Annotated in this window: 15 protein-coding genes; 2 read left to right on the top strand and 13 right to left on the bottom strand. The window is 45.0% G+C overall.

The genetic code is table 11. The annotated features are described in order from the left end of the window. Nucleotides 1–74: 74 nt before the first annotated feature. Entirely contained in the window at nucleotides 75–1136 is a 1062-nt protein-coding gene (gene chvE / locus AC2A4J_RS14100) for a multiple monosaccharide ABC transporter substrate-binding protein (RefSeq protein WP_484176478.1), read from the bottom strand. 293 nt (nucleotides 1137–1429) lie between these two features. On the opposite strand from chvE, the gene AC2A4J_RS14095 reads away from it, so the two are divergent. Next, a complete protein-coding gene (locus AC2A4J_RS14095; protein ID WP_484176477.1) occupies nucleotides 1430–3016 on the top strand; it encodes a cation:proton antiporter domain-containing protein in 1587 nt (528 codons plus the stop codon). A gap of 90 nt (nucleotides 3017–3106) precedes the next feature. On the opposite strand, the gene AC2A4J_RS14090 is transcribed toward AC2A4J_RS14095, so the two are convergent. The 9 genes from AC2A4J_RS14090 to AC2A4J_RS14050 all read right to left on the bottom strand — a co-directional run bounded on the left by AC2A4J_RS14090 (nucleotide 3107) and on the right by AC2A4J_RS14050 (nucleotide 16015). Then, nucleotides 3107–3277: a DUF6435 family protein gene (locus AC2A4J_RS14090; RefSeq protein WP_255826943.1), complete on the bottom strand. Its 171-nt coding sequence runs from the start codon at nucleotides 3275–3277 to the stop codon at nucleotides 3107–3109. A gap of 158 nt (nucleotides 3278–3435) precedes the next feature. Next, nucleotides 3436–4857 carry an FAD-dependent oxidoreductase gene (locus AC2A4J_RS14085; RefSeq protein ID WP_484176476.1) on the bottom strand — a complete coding sequence of 474 codons (1422 nt, stop codon included), beginning with the start codon at nucleotides 4855–4857 and terminating at the stop codon, nucleotides 3436–3438. Between the two features lie 118 nt (nucleotides 4858–4975). Continuing rightward, complete coding sequence (gene gltB / locus AC2A4J_RS14080; RefSeq protein WP_255826963.1) at nucleotides 4976–9427, bottom strand: glutamate synthase large subunit; 4452 nt, start codon at nucleotides 9425–9427, stop codon at nucleotides 4976–4978. Nucleotides 9428–9894: 467 nt separating this feature from the next. Beyond that, nucleotides 9895–11457, bottom strand: a complete 1563-nt coding sequence (locus AC2A4J_RS14075; protein ID WP_484176475.1) for an AAA family ATPase — start codon at nucleotides 11455–11457, stop codon at nucleotides 9895–9897. A 42-nt stretch (nucleotides 11458–11499) separates the two neighbouring features. Further along, nucleotides 11500–12606, bottom strand: coding sequence for a 3-dehydroquinate synthase (aroB, locus tag AC2A4J_RS14070; RefSeq protein ID WP_484176474.1), 1107 nt, complete (start codon nucleotides 12604–12606; stop codon nucleotides 11500–11502). Then, nucleotides 12606–13154, bottom strand: a complete 549-nt coding sequence (locus AC2A4J_RS14065; protein WP_255826970.1) for a shikimate kinase — start codon at nucleotides 13152–13154, stop codon at nucleotides 12606–12608. Before AC2A4J_RS14065 ends, aroB begins: the two co-directional genes overlap by 1 nt. A gap of 42 nt (nucleotides 13155–13196) precedes the next feature. Beyond that, the gene (locus AC2A4J_RS14060) at nucleotides 13197–14378 is read right to left on the bottom strand and encodes a type IV pilus secretin PilQ (RefSeq protein ID WP_484176473.1); all 1182 of its coding nucleotides are present in this window, start codon (nucleotides 14376–14378) and stop codon (nucleotides 13197–13199) included. Further along, nucleotides 14371–15081, bottom strand: a complete 711-nt coding sequence (locus tag AC2A4J_RS14055; RefSeq protein ID WP_484176472.1) for a hypothetical protein — start codon at nucleotides 15079–15081, stop codon at nucleotides 14371–14373. Before AC2A4J_RS14055 ends, AC2A4J_RS14060 begins: the two co-directional genes overlap by 8 nt. Then, on the bottom strand, nucleotides 15050–16015 hold the full coding sequence (locus tag AC2A4J_RS14050; RefSeq protein WP_484176471.1) for a hypothetical protein: 966 nt from the start codon (nucleotides 16013–16015) through the stop codon (nucleotides 15050–15052). The genes AC2A4J_RS14055 and AC2A4J_RS14050 overlap by 32 nt, the downstream gene beginning before the upstream one ends. Nucleotides 16016–16185: 170 nt before the next feature. Here AC2A4J_RS14050 and AC2A4J_RS14045 point away from each other — a divergent pair, with 170 nt between their 5' ends. After that, nucleotides 16186–18630 (top strand): penicillin-binding protein 1A, encoded by a 2445-nt coding sequence (locus tag AC2A4J_RS14045; protein WP_255826977.1) that lies wholly within the window; start codon nucleotides 16186–16188, stop codon nucleotides 18628–18630. Between the two features lie 65 nt (nucleotides 18631–18695). Here the strand turns inward: AC2A4J_RS14045 and AC2A4J_RS14040 are convergent, their stop codons facing one another. The 3 genes from AC2A4J_RS14040 to AC2A4J_RS14030 all read right to left on the bottom strand — a co-directional run bounded on the left by AC2A4J_RS14040 (nucleotide 18696) and on the right by AC2A4J_RS14030 (nucleotide 21629). Beyond that, complete coding sequence (locus AC2A4J_RS14040; RefSeq protein WP_484176470.1) at nucleotides 18696–19265, bottom strand: LOG family protein; 570 nt, start codon at nucleotides 19263–19265, stop codon at nucleotides 18696–18698. Between the two features lie 127 nt (nucleotides 19266–19392). Continuing rightward, on the bottom strand, nucleotides 19393–20661 hold the full coding sequence (locus tag AC2A4J_RS14035; RefSeq protein ID WP_255826980.1) for a malic enzyme-like NAD(P)-binding protein: 1269 nt from the start codon (nucleotides 20659–20661) through the stop codon (nucleotides 19393–19395). Between the two features lie 170 nt (nucleotides 20662–20831). Further along, nucleotides 20832–21629: a thermonuclease family protein gene (locus AC2A4J_RS14030; RefSeq protein ID WP_484176469.1), complete on the bottom strand. Its 798-nt coding sequence runs from the start codon at nucleotides 21627–21629 to the stop codon at nucleotides 20832–20834. Nucleotides 21630–21635: the final 6 nt, after the last annotated feature.

Raw genomic sequence — 21635 nt, 5'->3', positions numbered from 1 at the left:
CTGACCGTATTGATTCACGATCAATAACGCACTCGCTGATTTATTATTGTTGAATTAGGATACTAATCGTGCGCTTATTCGACCTGAGACTTCGTATAGTAGCCACTACCCAATAGCACATCTTGCCAATTGGATTTGTCTACTGTTACTGGCTCAAGCAAATAGCTAGGAATTACCTTGATACCATTGTCGTAAGTTGTCGTGTCATTGATTTGAGGCTTCGCATCATTCAACACCGCTTGCACCATACCAACAGTCACATTGGCTAACTCACGAGTGTCTTTGAAAACAGTAGAATACTGCTCACCGGAAATGATAGATTTCACTGATTGTACTTCCGCATCCTGACCAGTAACAATTGGCATTTTTAGATTGCCAGAACCGTAACCGACACCTTTAAGGGATGACAAAATACCAATAGAAATACCGTCATATGGTGACAATACGCCATCTACACGTTTGGTTGTGTAATGGGCAGACAGTAAGTTATCCATACGCGCTTGAGCGGTTGCACCGTCCCAACGTAGGGTACCAACTGTGTCCATGCCCATTTGACCAGAAACAACATTTACTTTGCCAGAGTCAATCATTGGCTGAAGTACAGACATGGCACCGTTATAGAAGAAGTAAGCATTGTTATCATCAGGAGAGCCCCCGAACAATTCAACGTTGTAAGGGCCTTTACCGCGTTTTTCCATGCCGCTCACCAAAGACTTAGCCTGCAACACACCCACTTTGAAGTTATCAAATGTCGCGTAGTAGCTAACATATGGGCTGTTCTTAATTAAACGGTCATAGGAGATAACTTTAATCCCAGCCGCATCAGCATTTTCCAATGCGTTAGATAAAGTCGTGCCATCAATCGCAGCAATGACAAGAACGTCAACGCCTTTTACGATCATATTTTCAATTTGGGAAAGTTGGTTAGGGATTTCATCTTCTGCATATTGCAGATCGACTTTGTAACCCGCATCTTTGAAGAGTTGCACCATGGAATCACCATCGGTGATCCAACGAGCGGAAGACTTAGTTGGCATAGCAATACCCACATAACCCTCTGCAGCCAAGACACTAGCGGAACTCAGCGCAGTGGCACCTAGTACTAAACCAGCAATGGCGTTTTTTAGATAGTTCATTAGCTTCTCCTGTTACAGCCAAGGCAAGTACCATGAAGGAACAAGCTTCAGTGACCGTAGATTTTTTATGATTATTTTTTCGAGCCAATCAGGTCTTGAAAAACCTATCATCCAGAGTAGGCAAAATGTACATACCAATCAAATAGAATAAATGTTTGTCTTCATATCATTTTTGTTATGTGTATCGAATTGTAAGGACGCCTCCAAATAGCCATATTACGTGCTGCACGCCTCAGTCAAATTTCGTATGATAAAAGCTCTATTTACCGACTCTCTAACATTAGAAGGAATCTATGGAATTCATTTGGATCTTATTCGCATTCGCCTGCGGACTGGCCGTCAAGTTGATCAATTTACCGCCACTAATAGGTTTTTTGTTGGCTGGCTTTCTACTTAATTACGCAGGATTAGAGCCAAGCAATACTCTGGATTCTCTTGCCAACATTGGCATTACGCTGATGCTGTTTAGCATCGGCTTAAAATTGCATGTTAAGGACCTTTTAAAACGGGAAGTCTGGGCATCAACACTTAGTCATATGGGCATAAGCACCATAGTGTTTGCAGGTATTGCCTTACTACTTGGCACATTAAGTCTGCCTTACTTTGGCGTGCTGGATTTCAAAACCGCGGCGCTTATTGGTTTTGCGCTCAGCTTCTCCAGTACCGTTTGCGTTATGAAACTATTAGAGGAAAGTAGCGAATTAAAAACCCGTCACGGACAATTGTCTCTTGGCATTTTGGTTATGCAGGACATAGTGGCGGTTATTTTCCTTGTCGCAGCCACAGGTAAGGTTCCGTCTATCTGGGCGCTTGGATTATTTGGCCTACTGCTGATTCGCCCTGTTATTAACAAGATCGTCGACAAAGCTGGTCACGGAGAAATGCTTCCGTTAACTGGGCTTTTTCTTGCACTAGGTGGCTACGAGCTATTCTACTTGGTGGGCGTTAAGGGCGATTTAGGGGCGCTGATTTTCGGTATTCTGTTGGCCTCTCATTCTAAAGCCGCTGAAATGAATAAGTCCCTAATGAACTTCAAGGACCTATTCTTGATAGGCTTCTTTTTATCCATTGGTTTTACCGCCCTACCAACATTAAGCATGATCGGCATCAGCCTGATCATTACCTTAGTCATTTTGGCAAAGTTCGCACTCTTCTTCTTGCTACTAACCAAGATGAAACTACGCGGTCGAACATCCTTCCTGTCGTCAATGATTCTGTCAAACTACAGCGAATTTGGCCTCATTGTCGTTGCTCTGAGTGTGGCGAACGGCTGGTTAGAAAAGGAATGGCTAGTTGTTTTGGCTCTCGCCGTTTCGTTCTCTTTCGTCATCACCAGCGTGCTTTATCGCAACGTTCACCGTATGTACCGTAAAAACAAAGACGTCATTCGCCGGTTTGAAAGTGCAGACTGCTTACCTGAAGACCGCTTCGTGCAACCGGTAAACAGCGATATTTTGGTGGTAGGTTTAGGTCGAGTTGGACGCGGGGCATTCGAGTCGTTGAAAGGTTTTGTGGGCGATACTGTTGCCGGTATGGATGCCGATCGTAACCGTATAAACCAAATGCAAGCCGACCAAGAAAACGTCTTTTATGGCGACGGTGAAGACGCTGACTTATGGGAGCGTTTAGACACCTCTCGAATTGATTTGGTCTTGCTGGCTCTGCCTGCCGCAGAAGATACAACCAATGTCGCCATCCAGTTGCGTAAAGCCAATTACACGGGACAAATCGCCGCGATTGCCCGTTACCAAGATGAAAGAGAAATCCTCATCAACAGCGGCATAGACAACGTCTTCAACTTCTACACCGAAGCCGGTACAGGTTTCGCAGAAGAAAGCTTGGCACTGATTCGGCCAATGGACAACGCCACACCGTCTTAGTCATTAAAAAGAGCCAAGCGCTCACAATTTATGCACTAAAACTACAAACGCGGTGCCATTAGCATGGCACCGCGTTTTTTATCACTCGACCTATGCAGACTTAGCTTCGTCTATTTTGGCTTTCACTACTTCGGCTTTTTGCGTCAATTCTGAATAGAGTCTGATGTCACCACCGCGCTGTGCTTGCATGGCTTTTTCCAATAGCTCTCCATATTCTTTATCGAGCTTTTTAATCGGGTCGGATTTAAGAAAAGAAAACATAATTAGCCTATGGTTATGAGTTAATAAAGTTCATACGAAGTGGATTGTGATTTAGATTACTTGCTATAACAAATCACCAAAACAAAAGCGCCAATCAGATTGCTCTGATTGGCGCTTTGACTCAAAACTCGACAAGGTCACGAGCGAAGCTATCGCACTTAGACGTCTAGGAAATCCATAATCCCTTCAGCAGCCTTGCGGCCTTCATCGATAGCGGTTACCACTAAGTCAGAACCACGTACCATGTCGCCACCAGCAAAGATTTTTTCGTTGGTAGTCTGGAACATGAATTTGCCTTTCTTAGGTGCGACAACACGGCCACGAGCATCAGTCTCGATACCGAATTTTTCGAACCAAGGCGCTGGACTCGCTTGGAAACCAAAAGCGATCAATACGGTGTCTGCAGGAATGATCTGCTCACTGCCTTCTACAATCTCAGCCGTACGGCGACCGTTTTCGTCAGGCGCACCCATTTGTGTTTCGACAACCTTGATACCTTCCACTTTACCATCACCAATGATTTCTACTGGTTGGCGGTTGAAAAGGAACTGAACACCTTCTTCTTTTGCGTTTTGTACTTCTTTACGGGAACCGGGCATGTTTTCTTGGTCACGACGATACGCACACGTCACGCTTTTCGCGCCTTGACGAATCGCAGTACGGTTACAGTCCATCGCCGTATCACCACCACCCAAGACAACGACTTGCTTGCCTTTTAAGTTCACGTAATCAGCTTCGTCTTCTTCGAAGTCTAGGCAATGATTAACGTTGGAAATCAGGTAATCCAAGGCGTCATGAACACCTGGTAAGTCTTCACCTGGGAAACCGCCTTTCATGTATTTGTAAGTACCCATGCCAAGGAACACGGCATCGTACTCTTCCAATACATGTTCAAACGGCACATCGTCACCAACAGACGTTCCAAGAACGAACTCCACACCCATTTCTTCAAAAATTTCACGACGACGTGTCATGACGCTTTTTTCCAGTTTGAATTCTGGAATACCAAAGGTCAGCAAACCACCGATTTCTGGGTACTTGTCAAAAACCACAGGCTTGATGCCGTTACGCACCAAGATGTCCGCACAGGCAAGACCAGCAGGGCCTGCACCAACGATCGCAACGGTTTTGTTAACCGGTACAACGTTGGACATATCAGGACGCCAGCCCAAAGCAAACGCGGTGTCTGTAATGTATTTCTCAACAGAACCGATTGTCACGGCACCAAAACCACCTTCGCCAAGTGTACAAGCGCCTTCACAAAGACGATCTTGTGGACAAACTCGACCACACACTTCTGGCAAAGAGTTAGTTTGATGACTCAGCTCCGCGGCTTCTAAAATGCTACCTTCGCTTACTAGCCTTAACCAGTTAGGAATGTAGTTATGCACTGGGCATTTCCACTCACAATATGGGTTACCACACTCTAGACAGCGGTGCGCTTGATCTTTCGCTCCCGCTTCTTCGAATGGTTTATAAATTTCGACGAATTGCCCTTTACGCGTAATTAAGGGCTTCTTTTTCGGATCCTTACGATCCACTTCGACGAATTGAAATGCGTTGTTCAAGCGCTCAGACATAAGCTGCTATCTCCTCGGCCGCCTGTAAACAAGCGGCGCTTCTCTCAAATGGGTCAGACTGATTCGTTCACAACGCTTGGTTCGTTTCATTACAAACCAAGCGCTATAACAGCGTGTTTTATTCCGGACGTTGACGAGTACTTGCCAATAGCGCGCCTAAACTGGCGGCTTTTGGCTTCACTAGCCAGAACTTGCCAATGTAGTCATAGAAGTTTTCTAAGATCTCTTGGCCCCATTCGCTGTCAGTTTCTCGGACGTATTCTTCGATCACAGAGCGAAGGTGTGAACGATACTCTTCCGTTAATTCCGTACCGATACGGTGAATTTCCACCAATTCATGGTTGTACTTATCCACGAAGGTACGGTCTAAATCGAGTACGTAAGCGAAACCGCCTGTCATACCCGCACCAAAGTTGTAACCGGTGTTACCAAGTACTGTCACCATACCGCCGGTCATGTATTCACAGCAGTGGTCGCCTGCACCTTCAATAACGGTATGAGTACCTGAGTTACGTACCGCAAAGCGCTCACCAGCCGTACCCGCTGCAAACAATTTACCGCCCGTCGCACCGTACAAACAGGTGTTACCGATAATGGCAGAATCTTGTGATTTGAAGACAGATCCTTTTGGAGGACGAATAATCAACTTGCCACCGGTCATGCCTTTACCAACGTAATCGTTCGCATCACCTTCTAGGTACATATGTAAGCCGCCAGCATTCCATACACCGAAACTCTGACCCGCTGTACCGGTCAGTTTCAATGTTAGTGGCACATCAGACATACCTTGGTTACCGTAGCGTTTCGCAATCTCACCCGACAAACGCGCACCGATAGAACGGTCACAGTTGGTCACGTCAAAAGCAAACTCACCGCCTTCTTTCTCTTCAACCACTTCTTTTACCGTATCCCACATTTTCAAAGCTAATAAGCCTTTATCGTGTGGTGGGTTAAATGGCGTCTGACAGTACTGTGCTTTGTCTGCTGAAATCAGATCGTTTTGCAATATTGGTGATAGATCCAAGTTGCGTTGTTTGTCCGTTTCACCCGGCAAGATAGATAATAGATCTGTACGACCAATCAAATCTTGTAAGCTGGCAACACCCAACTTCGCTAACCATTGACGAGTATCTTCAGCCATAAAGCGGAAGAAATTTTTAATCATTTCAACGGTGCCGATGAAATGCTCATCGCGCAGCATTTGATCTTGAGTCGCCACACCTGTCGCACAGTTATTCAAGTGACAAATACGCAAGAATTTACAACCCATGGCAACCATTGGCGTCGTACCAAAGCCAAAGCTTTCCGCACCCAGAATCGCCGCTTTCACAACATCCAAACCGGTTTTTAGACCACCGTCTGTTTGTAGACGAATGTTGCCGCGAAGATCGTTAGAACGAAGGGCTTGTTGCGCTTCTGCTAGACCCAACTCCCATGGCGAACCCGCATGGCGGATCGAGGTCATTGGCGACGCCGCTGTACCACCATCATAACCAGAGATGGTAATCAAATCCGCGTAGGCTTTTGCAACACCTGCCGCAATCGTACCAACACCTGGTTCAGAAACCAGTTTTACTGATACCAAGGCATCTGGGTTAACTTGTTTCAAATCGAAAATCAGCTGAGCCAAATCCTCAATAGAATAAATATCATGATGCGGTGGAGGTGAAATCAAGGTAACACCCGGAACTGCGTAACGTAGACGAGCGATTAAGCCGTTTACTTTACCGCCAGGCAACTGACCACCTTCACCTGGTTTGGCGCCTTGCGCTACTTTAATCTGCAACACTTCTGCGTTAACCAAATACTCTGGTGTGACACCAAAACGGCCAGAAGCGATTTGTTTGATCTTAGAACGACGTTCAGTTCCGTGACGAGCAGGATCTTCACCACCCTCACCAGAGTTTGAACGACAGCCTAATTCGTTCATCGCTTGCGCCAAGGCTTCATGAGCTTCTGGTGACAAGGCCCCCAAGGACATACCGGCAGAATCGAAACGAGGAAGAATAGCCTCAATAGATTCAACGTCGTCCAACGCAATGGCTTTCGCTTTATCAGATAAAGTAAACAAGTCACGCAACATAGACGCAGGACGATTGTTCACTAGATCGGTGTATTTGGTAAAATCTTCAAAGCGACCGCTGCCTACGGCGACTTGCAAGTTACGCACGACATCTGGGTTAAAGGCATGGTATTCCGCTTCGTGTACGTATTTTAGATAACCGCCTTGCTGAATTGGTTTGCGCAATTTCCATGCATTATTCGCGATGGATTCTTGATCCTTTTGGAAATCTTCAAAACGCGCACCTTTAATTCGACTTGGAACGCCTTTAAAGCATAGCTCGACCACTTTCGTATCCAAACCTACGGCTTCAAATAACTGCGCACCACGATAGGAAGCGATCGTTGAAATACCCATTTTAGAGATGATCTTCATCAAGCCCTTGTTAATACCTTTGCGGTATTTAACGTGGCAAGCAATTGGATCACCCAAAACTTCGCCTTTATCGACCATGTCGTTAATCAAACGATAAGAAAGGTATGGATAAACCGCTGTCGCACCAAAACCTAACAACACAGCAAACTGATGAGGATCACGAGCAAAACCTGTGTCTGCAATGATATTTGAATCGCAACGCAAACCTTGCTTAGACAAATGATGGTGCACAGCACCCACTGCCATTGGTGCAGGGATAGGCAAGTGGCCTTTTTCGATATCACGATCCGTCAAGACCAAGATAACTGCGCCATTACGTACCACCTCTTCCGCTTTTACTTGCAAGTCTTTAATCGCTTGCTCAAGGGAAACTTTTTCAGGATTGTAATTTGTATTCACACGAACCAAACGGAAACGGTGATCATCTAATGCCAACAAACGGCTGTATTTGCGTGGTGACAATACAGGTGAAGACAAGATAATTCGATTGGCGTGTTTTGGCGTTTCTTCAAATAAATTTCGCTCTACACCGATGCACGTTTCCAACGACATCACCACAGATTCACGTAGTGGATCAATTGGTGGGTTGGTCACCTGTGCAAACTTCTGACGGAAATAATCTGTCACTGGGCGAGTTTGGCTAGACATAACGGCCATCGGCGTGTCATCACCCATAGAACCAACGGCTTCATGACCGCTTTCAGCTAAAGGGCGGAAAATTTGCTCTCGTTCTTCAAAAGACACTTGGAACATCTTTTGATAAGTGGACATTTCTTCTTTAGTGAAAGGTTCAAACTCAAGAGACGATTCTTCCAACAAAGATTCAATACGAATCGCTTCCTGCTTCAACCATTTTTTGTATGGGTGCATGGATTTAAGGCGATTATCAATGTCATCCGTGTGCAGCACCTTGCCGTTTTGCGTATCAATAACTAGCATTTGACCAGGACCAACACGCCCTTTTGATACAACATCTTCTGATTTGTAGCCATAAGTGCCGACTTCAGAAGCCAGCGTAATAAAGCCATTCTTAGTAATAACCCAACGAGCTGGACGCAAACCGTTACGGTCAAGCATACAAACCGCATGACGACCATCGGTCATTACCAAGCCTGCTGGGCCATCCCAAGGATCCATGTGCATAGAGTTGTACTGATAGAAAGCACGCAACTCTGGATCCATGTTTTCAACGTTTTGCCATGCTGGTGGAATAATCAAACGTGCCGCACGGAAAATATCCACACCACCCGTGACCAAGACTTCCAACATGTTATCCATAGAAGAAGAGTCAGAACCTGTTAGGTTAACAATCGGCTGAAGGTCTTGGAGTTCTGGAATCAACGGCGTGCGCAGCTTGCTGCTACGAGCCAGTGCCCAGTTACGGTTACCTTCGATAGTATTGATCTCACCGTTGTGCGCCAACATGCGGAACGGTTGCGCCAACGGCCACTTAGGAAGCGTATTAGTAGAAAAGCGTTGGTGGAAAACACAAATCGCAGTTTGCATTTTTTCGTTGCCCAAATCTTTATAAAAGAAAGGCAAATCCACTGGCATCATAAGGCCTTTATACGCCAACACTTTGTCGGACAAAGAACAGATGTAGAAGTTTTCGTATTGCGCCAACGCGATTTCAGCTTGGCGACGAGCGACAAACAAACGTGTTGCAAAAGTACGAGCATCCATACGATTGCTGTCGACAAATACTTGCTCAATACGAGGGAGGCAATCCATCGCGATAACACCAAGGCAAGACGCATCGATTGGCACTTCACGCCAACCAACAACATTCAACCCTTCGTCGGTCAGCTTTTTTGTTAAGGTTTCACGCTGTTCACTTGCCAGCGCGTCATCTTGATCAAGGAACACCATGCCGATACCGTAAAGGTCAGACAAGGTGTGATTAAATAAAGCGTGTGCTTCACCACGTAAAAACAGATCCGGCTTTTGGATAAGAAGACCACAGCCGTCACCCGTTTTGCCATCAGCAGCGATGCCGCCACGGTGTGTCATACATGTCAAAGACTCAATGGCTGTCTTAAGTAATTCATGGCTAGTATTGCCTTCCATATGAGCAATTAAGCCAAAGCCACAGTTGTCTTTGAACTCGCCAGGACGATAAAGGCCTGCATTCATACACCAACTCCCACAGTTGAAACGTAAAATAAATAAAGATTAGATATAAATTCGATTATCAGGCGGCTGGGCTAAAAAGCGAAAGCGTGAAAGAACTCGCTTCGAGAATGACTATCATCTACCCAAAATACCACCGAAATGGACGATCATACTACCCTGACGCAGAGCACTACTCAAACGAGCATAGGCATGCTTTATGTTATTTTGGCGTTTTTTATAGGGGTTTTAGCGGCAAATAACGCGGACTTAGAGAATTATCTATGGCTGGAGTTTTTGCAAACAGAAAATTCCACTGTTCATTCATGTTTTTCAGTGGATTACAGTTAATTTTACTAAATTTATAAATTTGCCATACAAAAAGCTCACAAAAGTGTCTTTTAACGACACATTTTCGACTCAAATACATGGCGAATGGCTAGGCCAACCCAGACTGTAGCTGCCTTGGCACTATTTCGGGTGATGCAAAATCACTGAGCCTTCTTAATATCGTCCTGTATGCCACGAGCACTTCGTGCCCAAGGGTTAAGATCTCGAATATCTTTAGGTAGGGTTTCTGCGGCTGCGATAGCTTCACTACGGTTACGATAAGTGCCATACACAACGACGAACCAATCTTTGCCATTGTGTTTTGATTTAAAGTAGCCAAAAGCATCCACTCCGCCCTGATCACGAATAAAGTCCTGAACAGTACCTTTATTGTGTGTCCCTAATAACTGCAAGGTATAACGATTTGGGTTCTGCGATAACCACCACTCCGTCTTATCAAAACGATCTTGTGAGACTTTTAGATTAGCTTGCTCGTTTTTAGGTGACACTTCTTCTGCTGGAGCATCAATAGTAGGTGCTGCTTGCGCTAAAGGAGCTTCAGCACGAATAGGAGCCGTTGAGATAGCAGGTGCCACCATTGAAGGCGCGTTCGACTGCTGTGCCATTTGGCCATTTGAAGTACTTATCGGTGGTAATGATGTCCCTGCTGGGATTGGTGGAAGTATGATCTCACCTTCCTGACCTATCTTACGCTGCATAGCATCTATACGGGCAATCGTGTCAGGAGATGACTGTCCTTGCCTTGGACTCAAAGGAATAACATTACTCGTTCTATCCGCTGCAGAGGATGACGTCGAAGGTTTATCAGACTGCTTATCAGAAAATAACACTGCAACCAAAATCCCCAACATAACCACGGAAAGCAGCGCCATGTGCGCTAAAGGAAAGCCAATAGCGAGGTTGAAACGCATACCTGATTTTACGGGCTTATCACCATTGCCCATCATGGCTTGGGCAAGTTGGTTGATTCGACCTGGGTAACCACCAGATTCTTGATAAATCTGTTTCACTTGCTTGTCATTAAATGGCAAATTAATCCCGCCACCGACCGCACGAACACGATGCAACAGATAAGCACGAGTTTGCTCTAGTGAATAAGGCGCTAAGGTAAAGGAATGGCTCAATTGTTCATAACGAGATCGTTGGTACGCATCTAGGTTGCGCGAAAGAGGATATTCACTAAACAGGACAATATGAGGCACCGTTTGATTTTCTGTTGCCAACGACATCATATCGAGCAACATGCTCACCGCATCGGTATTTAGCTCTTGGGCATTATCAATTAAGACTAAGGCCGCTTGACCTTTCTCATCTAAATCATGAGAAAACTTAAGCAAGGGGCCGAAGGTGGTTTCATTTGGCGGCTGTGTAAAATGACTCGCAAAACCAGCATAAATAGCCTGCAGTAACTGCCCAGCCGTCATCAGCATAGTGCCTTTAACATGGCTAACGACCGTCGTGTCATCTTGGTGGCGAGCGAATTCCATTAAAAAACGACTTTTACCGCTGCCTTGCGGGCCTTGGACGACAGACAATAAGCTACTGTAGCGACTCAAGTGCTCAAGCAACGCCAGCTGTTGATTACCTTCCTCGGACGCAAAATAAAGTGATGCGTCTTTCGAGCCAAAAGGATCCCTCAGCGTGGCTTTTGGCGGCTGATTAAGCGCATCCTCTAGATCAAACTGAAAGTCTGGCTTAGGCATAATCGTCCTTTAACGTTAAATAACTAACAAAAGTCAGCAAGATTAAACAAGGCTAGCTTGCTTACTCGCTTCAAGTGCATCTAGAAGACTAGAGTTAAAGTCTTCCATCGGAAAATCCGACGTAACAACCGCGTCGCCCAATGCACCAAGCAATACCAAACGCAAGCTACCATCCAATACTTTTTTATCCAGCGCCATACGTTCAACAAAACTCTCAACCGTCATTTCGACAGGTGGTAAGACTGGCAAGTTTGCGGCTTGAAAAAGTGCCACAGAACGGCTGACATCTTGTTCTGATAGATTACCCATACGCCAAGAAAGATCGACCGCTAACATACTACCAGCAGCAACGGCTTCACCGTGCAACCATTTGCCATAGCCCATTTCAGTTTCAATCGCATGACCAAACGTATGGCCTAGGTTTAAAATAGCACGAATGCCACCCTCTCTCTCGTCTTGAGCAACGACATTCGCCTTTGCTAAACAAGATCGGTAGATAGCTTCACTAATTTTATCATTGTCTAATGCCATTAGCTGGGGCATTTCTTGCTCTAACCAATCAAAAAACGGCACATCGCAGATCAAACCGTATTTAATGACCTCAGCCATCCCTGCAGATAATTCACGCTGGGGCAAACTCAACAATGTTTCTGTATCGATAATAACGGCTTGAGGCTGATAAAACGCACCTATCATGTTTTTTCCAAGCGGATGATTCACGCCTGTTTTTCCACCGACAGAAGAATCTACTTGAGATAACAAAGTTGTTGGCACTTGAATAAAAGGCACACCGCGCTGATACGTCGCCGCAGCGAATCCAGCCATATCACCCACTACGCCCCCACCTAAAGCAATGACCGTAGTAGTTCGATTGTGCTTTGCTTCCAATAAAGCAGACATAATCATGCCATAGGTTTCTAACGTCTTATACTCTTCACCATCGGGCAAAATACAGGTGTCGACTTTGTAGTCCGAAGATAACATGGACACCATAGACTCTAGATACAAAGGAGCAATAGTGTCATTGGTGACTATCATGACTTGTTTACCATGAATGGCATCATCAAAAAGTGCTTTCTGCTGACGGATACCACTACCAATAAAAATAGGGTAGCTACGATCGCCAAGATCAACGGTTAACGTGCGCATTAGGATACAGTTATCTCCATTTTAAGATGGCGCTTGATCGCATCAAGCACCTTATTAGCAACAGAACGGGGATGACGAGAGTCTGTTTCAATCACTAAAGTCGCCACCTCTCTATAAAGAGGGTCACGTACTTCAAATAGTTTTTTTAATGTAGCTCTCGGATCACCAGTTTGTAAAAGTGGTCGATGAGTACTTTTTGAGGTGCGATACAGTTGCTGCGCCACGGAAGCGTACAAATACACCACCAGCGCATTCTCTCGAAGAATGTCTCTGTTTTCTTCGCGCATCACGATTCCACCACCGGTTGCTAACACGCAGTCACCTTTGTCAGATTCTGCGATCGAGGCCAGTGCTTGAGTCTCGCGTTTGCGAAAGCCATCTTCTCCTTCTCGTTCAAAAATCCAAGGGATGTCTGCGCCGGCATTATCTTCTATGACTTTATCAAGGTCATAAAATTCTTTATCCAGCGATTGAGAAATCAAACGGCCTATCGTCGTTTTTCCTGCGCCCATCGGGCCTACTAAAATAATATTGGGGGCTTTTATCATTGTATTCAATTACGTCGGGGTTAAGCAGATTTAGACTGCGGCCTAGTTAACTGACATTTGTAGCAGCTTTGGTGTAATAAATACAAGTAATTCAACCTTTTCTTGCTGCTCTGAACGTCTTTTAAACAGCTCACCCAACCAAGGAATGTCACTAAAGAAAGGTACTCGACTCTCTGATTCAAAGCGTTCTTCGCGAAAAATCCCACCTAAAACAAGTGTTTCTTGGTTTTTCACCACCACCTGTGTTTTTAAACGATTGGTTTTTAAGCTAGGAACACCATTAACTAATTCGCCAACAGAATCTTGATGAATATTTAACGATAACAAAATATGTTCGCCGTCTTTTACAAACGGCGTCACTTCTAACATGAGCGCTGCTTGGCGAAATTCAATACTCACTTTATCGTCACTAACCGTTTGATAAGGTACTTCCGTTCCAGACTCAATTCGAGCCGGTTGACCTTCCGATGTTACAATTTTAGGTTTTGACACCACATCAGCTAAACCTTCGCTTTCCATCATGTCCAAAGTGAGCGCCAATAAGCTAGAACCGCCAAGACTGGAAAAGTCTAAACTCGTCGTTGGCGTCAAGGCACCTAAATCAATAGCGCCACCTATCGATGATCGAACCCCATCAGACAACTTAGCTTGCCAGTTTACTCCAAATTGCGATTGAGCAGTTCGACTCACTTGAGCGATTTGTGCGCTGATTTCAATTTGTCTTAACGGTGAATCTAACCAAGCAAGCGTTTCCTGAACGCCTTCGAAGGCAGCACAAGAATAAGTAATAATGGAATTGGTTCGCTCATCGACAACTAAAGAAATATCAGGGTATAACGTTTTTAAATGCAAACCGACGTCTTTTGCTTTGGCATGTTTCAACAACCAATAGGACCTCTGGCACTCAGCTGCCACATTTCCAGCATCTTCCACCAATAAGGTTTTCGCTGGCATAAGAACAGCCACCGGCCCTTGCCACTCAAGCTGAATATGGGGTTGTTGGGCAACGGCCTCCAGCACATCTTTCCAGTTGGCATCCTTTATCGAAAGGGTTAATACGTCATCGATTTCAGGGCTAATCACCACACTTTCATTCATCTGCGATGCCAACCAAGGTAACATTTCTTGTATTGGTCGCGACTCAAAATATACGTCCATCGCCAATACACTTCGAGATACCATGAGGGAAGACACAAGCAAGTATTGGATTATCAGTCTATTCATCGCTCTCTTCCTTTTCACGTACAACCAATGCTTTTTCCGAACCATCTTTGGAAATCAAGGTGACGCGATCAAAAGAGACACCATTAACAGTTACACCTGCATCAGGTAACCAACTCCCCTCGCTCACCCAATGGCGAGTATCTTTGTAGGCGACTAAAGCGGACGTTTTATCGCCCATTCGCATGGTTGACAGTAACTGCCAATCATTCAGCTCAAAGCGGCTCATACGTAATTTGGTCGGTAACCAATTATGGTATTCCCTGTTCGCCTTAGGGGTCTCAAGAGAAAACAATAAGTGGCCTCGCCAATCCCCGTTTTTGTCTCTCTGCCAAGATGCCGCAAGCAACCCTAGTGCATATCGTTCTTCCACTTTTTCAAGCACCGCTTGCCATTCGGTAAGGGAAGCCACTCCACTAATAGACCATTGTGTTGGAATCCCTTCTTCAGTGTCTTCCACTCTATGTTGCACCCATGGTTCATCAAGCAAACTCATGCTGCGTAGTTGATTCGCTTGTTGCTGCGTTTTTGTCCAGTTGGCCTCAGCTCGCGCTTTCAATTTAGCTTGTCTATTTTGCTCATCTTGGGCTTGAGACAAGAATGGATACCAAATAGCAGCTTGCAAGAGAATCAGCAGCGATACCGCGGAGCCATTGATATTGCTTAAAGAAGATTTACTTGCTTTTAAATACTTTGATAGAGACATCCACCACCTCCTTTTGAGCCAATGGAGAAGCAAGGTGATGTGGCTTTTGTTCAACTTCCCAGCGCCAATCTGAATTATGTTTACGCCATACGACTAACAAGAGCGCTAAATCTTTTGCAGGCAATGTCATTTTTAGGAAAGCTCGTTGACCTTCACTTTCAAAATACCCGAGACGAGCCGACATAGGTAAAGCTTGAATTAAGCCCAATACTGAGGCAGAAAATTCATTGCTGTCATGACTAGACGACCACGCAGATTGAGTGGCTTGTATCGCTTGACGCTCGGCCTGTGCGTATTTCGATTCTTGATCTAAAAAGAAAAAATAAGCAGAGGCCGAACTATGCAGCAGCAAACTCAATACCACCAAACACCAACAAAGCCGTCGAGTTTTTAAGCGCTTCTGTTTTTCCGGCTGATACAATGACAAAGCGCGCAAAGAGCAAGATAACCAAGAGCGCTTACGCGGTGATATTGCTTCCCATTGCCCTATTGGCATAAGCAAACACGTCTTAGAAATCGATAGAAAGGGCAAACTCAGTTGCTCCGCCCACCCGCTTGAACAAGCATAAACGGCCAACTGGGACTGTTGCGCTGATAACGCCTCATATTGATAACTAAACAGTAAACTATCAGGTGGCGAAAATGTCGTCTCCACGGCATAACTCAATGCGGCCAAAGGACGTAACGAAGAAGGTATAAGGTGATCAACTCTATGCTGTGACACAGATAACCAAGCATCAGGCACTAAAATAATGACTCGAGAACAAGCAAACTCTTGATCGTTTTTTAGGCTGTTATGGATGGCATCTAATTGCTGCGAATCGGGCAGTGGGGCATTTCTTGGAGCGGAAAGGTCCGCTAAATTGGCCGTTTTGCTAGAACTATAAAATTTGCATTCCTGAGCTGAATAAACAGCCACAGAATAGTCAGACATAAGCTTCATCATTCGTCCTTGAAATAATAAGCAACCGTGTAAAGTTTTTAGTTAGGCTTCTATGCCAAAATTTTTATCAAGATAACACGATTTGCTGCAAAGTTAACCGCCTATTCTGTGATCATCTTAGGTATAATGCCACTTTCTCATTCTGTATTACTTGAATTTATATGGCTAAGACACTCAAAATACTATTCTTTCTAGGTCTTTTTGGAGCACTGTGTGCAGCAGGAATCACCTACGCGGTTTATTACAACGTAAAAGACCGTATCCCTACCGTTGCTGAATTAAAAGACATCGAGTTAAGGATACCACTGCGTATTTACACCGCCGACAACCAACTTATTGGTGAATTTGGTGAGCAACGTCGTAGCCCGATCAATTATGCAGAAATTCCTCAAAACTTAGAACATGCCATTTTGGCAGCCGAAGACACCAACTTTTATCACCACCCAGGCGTTGATATTCTTGGCCTAGGCCGAGCGGTTTTTCAGCTCATCACCACTGGGCAAAAACAAGGCGGCGGCAGTACCATTACTATGCAGGTAGCACGAAATTACTTCCTGTCTTTTGAGCAAACCTATACCCGTAAGTTTACCGAAATCTTTATCGCCTTAAAGATGGAACGGGAACTTAGCAAACATGAAATCCTTGAGCTTTACGTCAACAAAATCTACCTAGGTAATCGTGCTTATGGCTTCGAAGCCGCCGCGCAAGTTTACTATGGTAAAAACCTAAGCGAACTGGATCTTGCACAATTGGCAATGATCGCTGGCCTGCCAAAAGCGCCCTCTCGCTTTAACCCAGTGGTAAATCCTTCTCGAGCCTTGATTCGTCGTAACTGGATTTTGCAGCGTATGTTGTCGCTCGGTATGATTGATAAAGACGCCTACCAAAACGCCGTTGAAGCGCCAATTACTGCAAAGAACCACGGCGTTATGCCTGATATAGAAGCGGGCTACATTGCTGAAATGGTTCGCTCTGAACTTTACAGCACTTTTGGGGATGACCTTTATAGCACTGGCATGACAGTCTATACGACAATTGATTCTAACCGTCAAAAAGCCGCCAATGAAGCTGTTTTCAATGGTGTGCTAGATTATGACATGCGTCACGGTTACCGTGGCTCTATTGAGACCCGTATTGACCTGATTGATGCACCATTAGAAGAACAAGAAAAAGCCCTACAAGACGTAGAGCGATTTAACAACTGGCAAACAGCATTGGTTATTTCAACAACAGAAACCACTGCTGACGTTCGTTTGGCGAACGGCCAACGCGCGACCCTGCCGTGGGATGCTATGAAATGGGCAAAACCATATATTAACGAAGATGCACAGGGTAAATCGCCTTCCGTTGTATCGGATGTTTTAGTGCCTGGTGATATTGTTCGTTTGCGCCCAGGCAATAAACTCGAATGGTTACTCGCACAAAAACCTGAAGTACAAAGTGCGCTGATCTCGTTGAACAGTAAAGACGGTGCTATTCAAGCTTTAGTTGGCGGCTTTAACTTCTACGAAAACAAATTCAACCGTGTCACTCAGTCCAAACGCCAACCTGGATCGAATTTTAAACCCTTTATTTATGCGAGCGCGTTAAACCGAGGCTACACCGCCGCCAGTATTATCAACGATGCGCCAGTGGTCTTTAACGACTCTAACCTAGCGTCAGCATGGCGACCAACCAACGACGGTGGCAAGTTCTATGGCCCAACTCGTTTACGCCAAGGACTCTATCGCTCGCAAAACATCGTCTCTGTTCGTTTGCTTGACGAAATGGGAGTAAGACCAACTCTCGAGTTCTTACGTCGCTTTGGGTTTGATCCAAATGAGTTACCGCACAACCTATCTTTATCTTTAGGTAGTGCCAACTTATCCCCACTGCAAATCGCCACTGGGTATGCGGTTTTCTCTAATGGCGGTTATCAAGTACAACCTTACTTAATAGATAAAGTCATAGACAGAAACAACGAAACACTATTCCAAGCCAACCCTGTGACGGTTTGCTCAACTTGCACTCCGCTGGAAAAAAGCAACGATGGCGAGCAACAAATGGGATTATTTAACACCCCTGAAGGCATTCGTAGCTTGCCAATAGCACCACAAGTACTCGACCCAGAAGTAAACTATATCACCTACGATATGATGCGAGATGTTATTAAATACGGCACAGGACGACGCGCAAGAGTACTTCAGCGTGATGACCTCGCTGGCAAGACAGGTACCACAAACGATGGTCGTGATGCATGGTTTTCGGGCTTCAACGGTAATTTAGTCACTTCGGTTTGGAGTGGTTTTGATAACTCATCCCCTCTAGGTCGCGGCGAATGGGGTGGCTCAGTTTCATTACCACCTTGGATTGACTACATGCGTGAAGCACTAAAAGGTACGCCTACTGATTTCGTAGCCAAACCGTCCTCTTTGGTCACCGTAAGAATCGATCCAAATACTGGAGAACGTGCATTACCGGGGCAATCTAATGCGATTTTTGAGATATTCAGAAAGGATCATGTGCCGCCACAACGTGACGTAAACCTACCAACCTTTAACAACAATGTTGGTGATGAAGCACAGGAAGAGAAACAAGAAAATAACGTCTTAGAGAATTTATTCTGATCGCAGTTTGTTATTTACACCAAAAATGCCAGCCTAAGTGCTGGCATTTTTTATTTAACAGCCCATTAACTCCACTTAGGCTGAGGTGCTTGATAAGCTTGAAAAGCTTGAAAAGCCGATAAAAGCATCTCTGGTGTGTTGGCTTTAATAATCATGTCAATATAGGACTGCTTCACAAAACCAGCCTGTTGCATACTTTCCACCATAGTAAACATTGGATCGTAAAAGCCATTTATATTATAAAAAGCACAAGGTTTGCCATGTAGACCGAGTTGCCCCCAAGTCCAAACTTCAAACATTTCCTCTAGTGTCCCTACCCCTCCAGGAAGCGCGACAAAAGCATCGGCCAACTCACTCATCTTAGCTTTTCGCTCATGCATATTAGCGACCACATGTAGTGCCGTTAAACCTGTATGAGCAATTTCCTTGGACTCAAGGTGCGCCGGAATCACACCGATAACCTTACCACCAGCTTGTAAAGCTGAATTAGCAATGACTCCCATTAAGCCTACATTGCCTCCGCCATAGACAATGTCCACTCCTTGTTCCGCAAGATATACACCCAAGGCTTTCACTCCATCAGTATATTCAGGAGAGTTTCCCTCAGCAGAACCACAATATATTGCTACTTTCATACTAACGCTCCTTGCTTATAATCAGATAACACCCATTGATTCATTAAGAAAATAAATACTCAAACAATACAAATAAAAAAGGCGACTCCTTATTAGGGAGTCGCCTTTTTAGCAGATCGAGATTCGATTAAGCACCGAAATGATCTAGGCTCTCAAGCGGGTAAAAATCTGGGTATGGAAGCATTGCCACACCTGAATCAACCGCTGCGCGAGCAACCGCTGCAGACACTACGTTAAGCAAACGAGAATCCATTGGTTTTGGCAAGATGTACTCTTTGCCGAAGCTCAATGGCGCGCCACCGTAAGCCGCCACAACGTCTGCTGGGGCTTCTTCTTTAGCAAGGTCTTTAAGTGCATGAACCGCTGCCACTTTCATTTCTTCGTTGATCTTAGTCGCACGAACGTCTAAAGCACCACGGAAAATGAATGGGAAACCAAGAACATTGTTTACTTGGTTAGGGTAATCAGAGCGGCCTGTTGCCATGATCAAATCATCACGAGTTGCGCGAGCAAGCTCTGGATTGATTTCTGGATCAGGGTTGGAACAAGCAAAAACGATTGGGTTAGCTGCCATTTTAGCAAGCTGGTCAGCAGACAATAGGTCTGGACCTGATACGCCGATAAATACGTCAGCACCATCAATTGCGTCATCAAGAGTACGCTTATCAGTCGCCGTCGCAAACATGGCTTTGAACTGGTTCAAATCAGTACGGCCAGAGTGGATTACGCCATTACGGTCAAGAACGAAGATATTTTCGCGCTGTGCACCACAAGCAATAATTAGCTTCATACACGCTGTCGCAGCGGCACCAGCACCAAGACAAACGATTTTAGCGTCTGCAATGTCTTTACCTTGAAGCTCTAACGCATTCAAAAGACCAGCGGCAGTAACAATCGCGGTACCGTGTTGATCGTCATGGAAAACAGGGATAGAGCAACGCTCAATCAACTGACGTTCGATTTCAAAACACTCAGGTGCTTTGATGTCTTCTAAATTAATACCGCCGTATGTGTTCGCAATACGAGCAACGGTATCAATAAAAGCTTGTGGGCTTTCAGATTCAACTTCCACATCAACAGAGTTAATGCCAGCAAAACGCTTAAACAATAAACCTTTACCTTCCATTACTGGCTTGCTTGCCAATGGACCTAGGTTACCCAATCCAAGAATTGCCGAACCATCAGAAATAACAGCGACTAGGTTGCCTTTACCTGTGTAGCGGTAAGCCGCTTCTGGATCTTTCGCAATTTCACGACAAGGTTCAGCCACACCTGGGCTGTAAGCTAGAGAAAGGTCACGAGCGGTCGCTGTTGGTTTAGTAATAGTGACGCTCAGTTTTCCTGGAACTGGATACTCATGGTAATCCAGTGCAGCTTGCTTTATATCTTCTGCCATTATGATGTTTCCGTCTATTTGGTGTAATTAATTAGTTTTATCATAGCCAAACTGGGCCTTGTTCCCAAGCCTACAAAAGCTTCGAAAGTGGCACCTTATAATTTTGTTTCGTCAGAATAATCGATCTACTCAATACTTTAAAGCGCAAAACCATAGGAATATTCTATCATTCAATGTTTGACAGAAGCCTTGATTTCAAGCAAATCATTAGGATGTCTTACAGAAAGCACCCAAGATTTAAAGTCAGAATAGCGACTTTTCCTTTGATGTTGCCAACCACGTACTTCAATTTCCTTACCCTCAAGATAAAACACTTTTTGGGCAGCCCAATAATCAGTCACGTATGGTGGTAAATTGATCACTAGATCCTGATCGGTTTCTAGCCACCAACCTCCTCGGTTCCGAGTAATTGAAGTAATATTGACACGGGAGATTGCAAATCCAGCTTTTGGCTGCCATTGCAAATTTTGCTGCCATAATCCCTTATGCGCATTACGAGCTGCGGTTTCAGCCGCCTCAAAACAGTCTTGATAGGCTAAGTTTGGAGGAACAGCAATACGATAACCAAGTCCTTCGGATAGTAACTGACTCGTCAATGAAATACGATCTTTATCGAACAGGTAATACAGATACCGACCGTATCTATCGCGCTCGTTCTTTGCTGTTTGGATGTAAACAAATTGATCAAGACGAGAGCGAAGGAAGTCTGTCGCGGCTACCGCGTAAGGTTCATGGTTGCCTTTTTTGTGATCAAGTTCTGGCGTATCAAGGCCCACCAGCCGAATTTTTCGGCCATCAACAAGGTGTATGGTGTCGCCATCAACCACTCTCTTGATCTTCGCTTTTTCGAGTTCGCCGATTGCCGTACAGGTTGCGGCTGTTGTAGCAACCTGCGCTTGAACGGCTAAGGACAAAAACAAAAAAAGCGCCAAGAGAACTTGGCGCTTTTTTAATGCGATCACTATCATGCCACC

The sequence above is a fragment of the Marinomonas sp. ATLA20 genome, assembly GCF_057180105.1.
The sequence above is the reverse complement of the archived record's forward strand: the minus strand, read 5'-3'. Positions and strand labels throughout refer to the sequence as shown.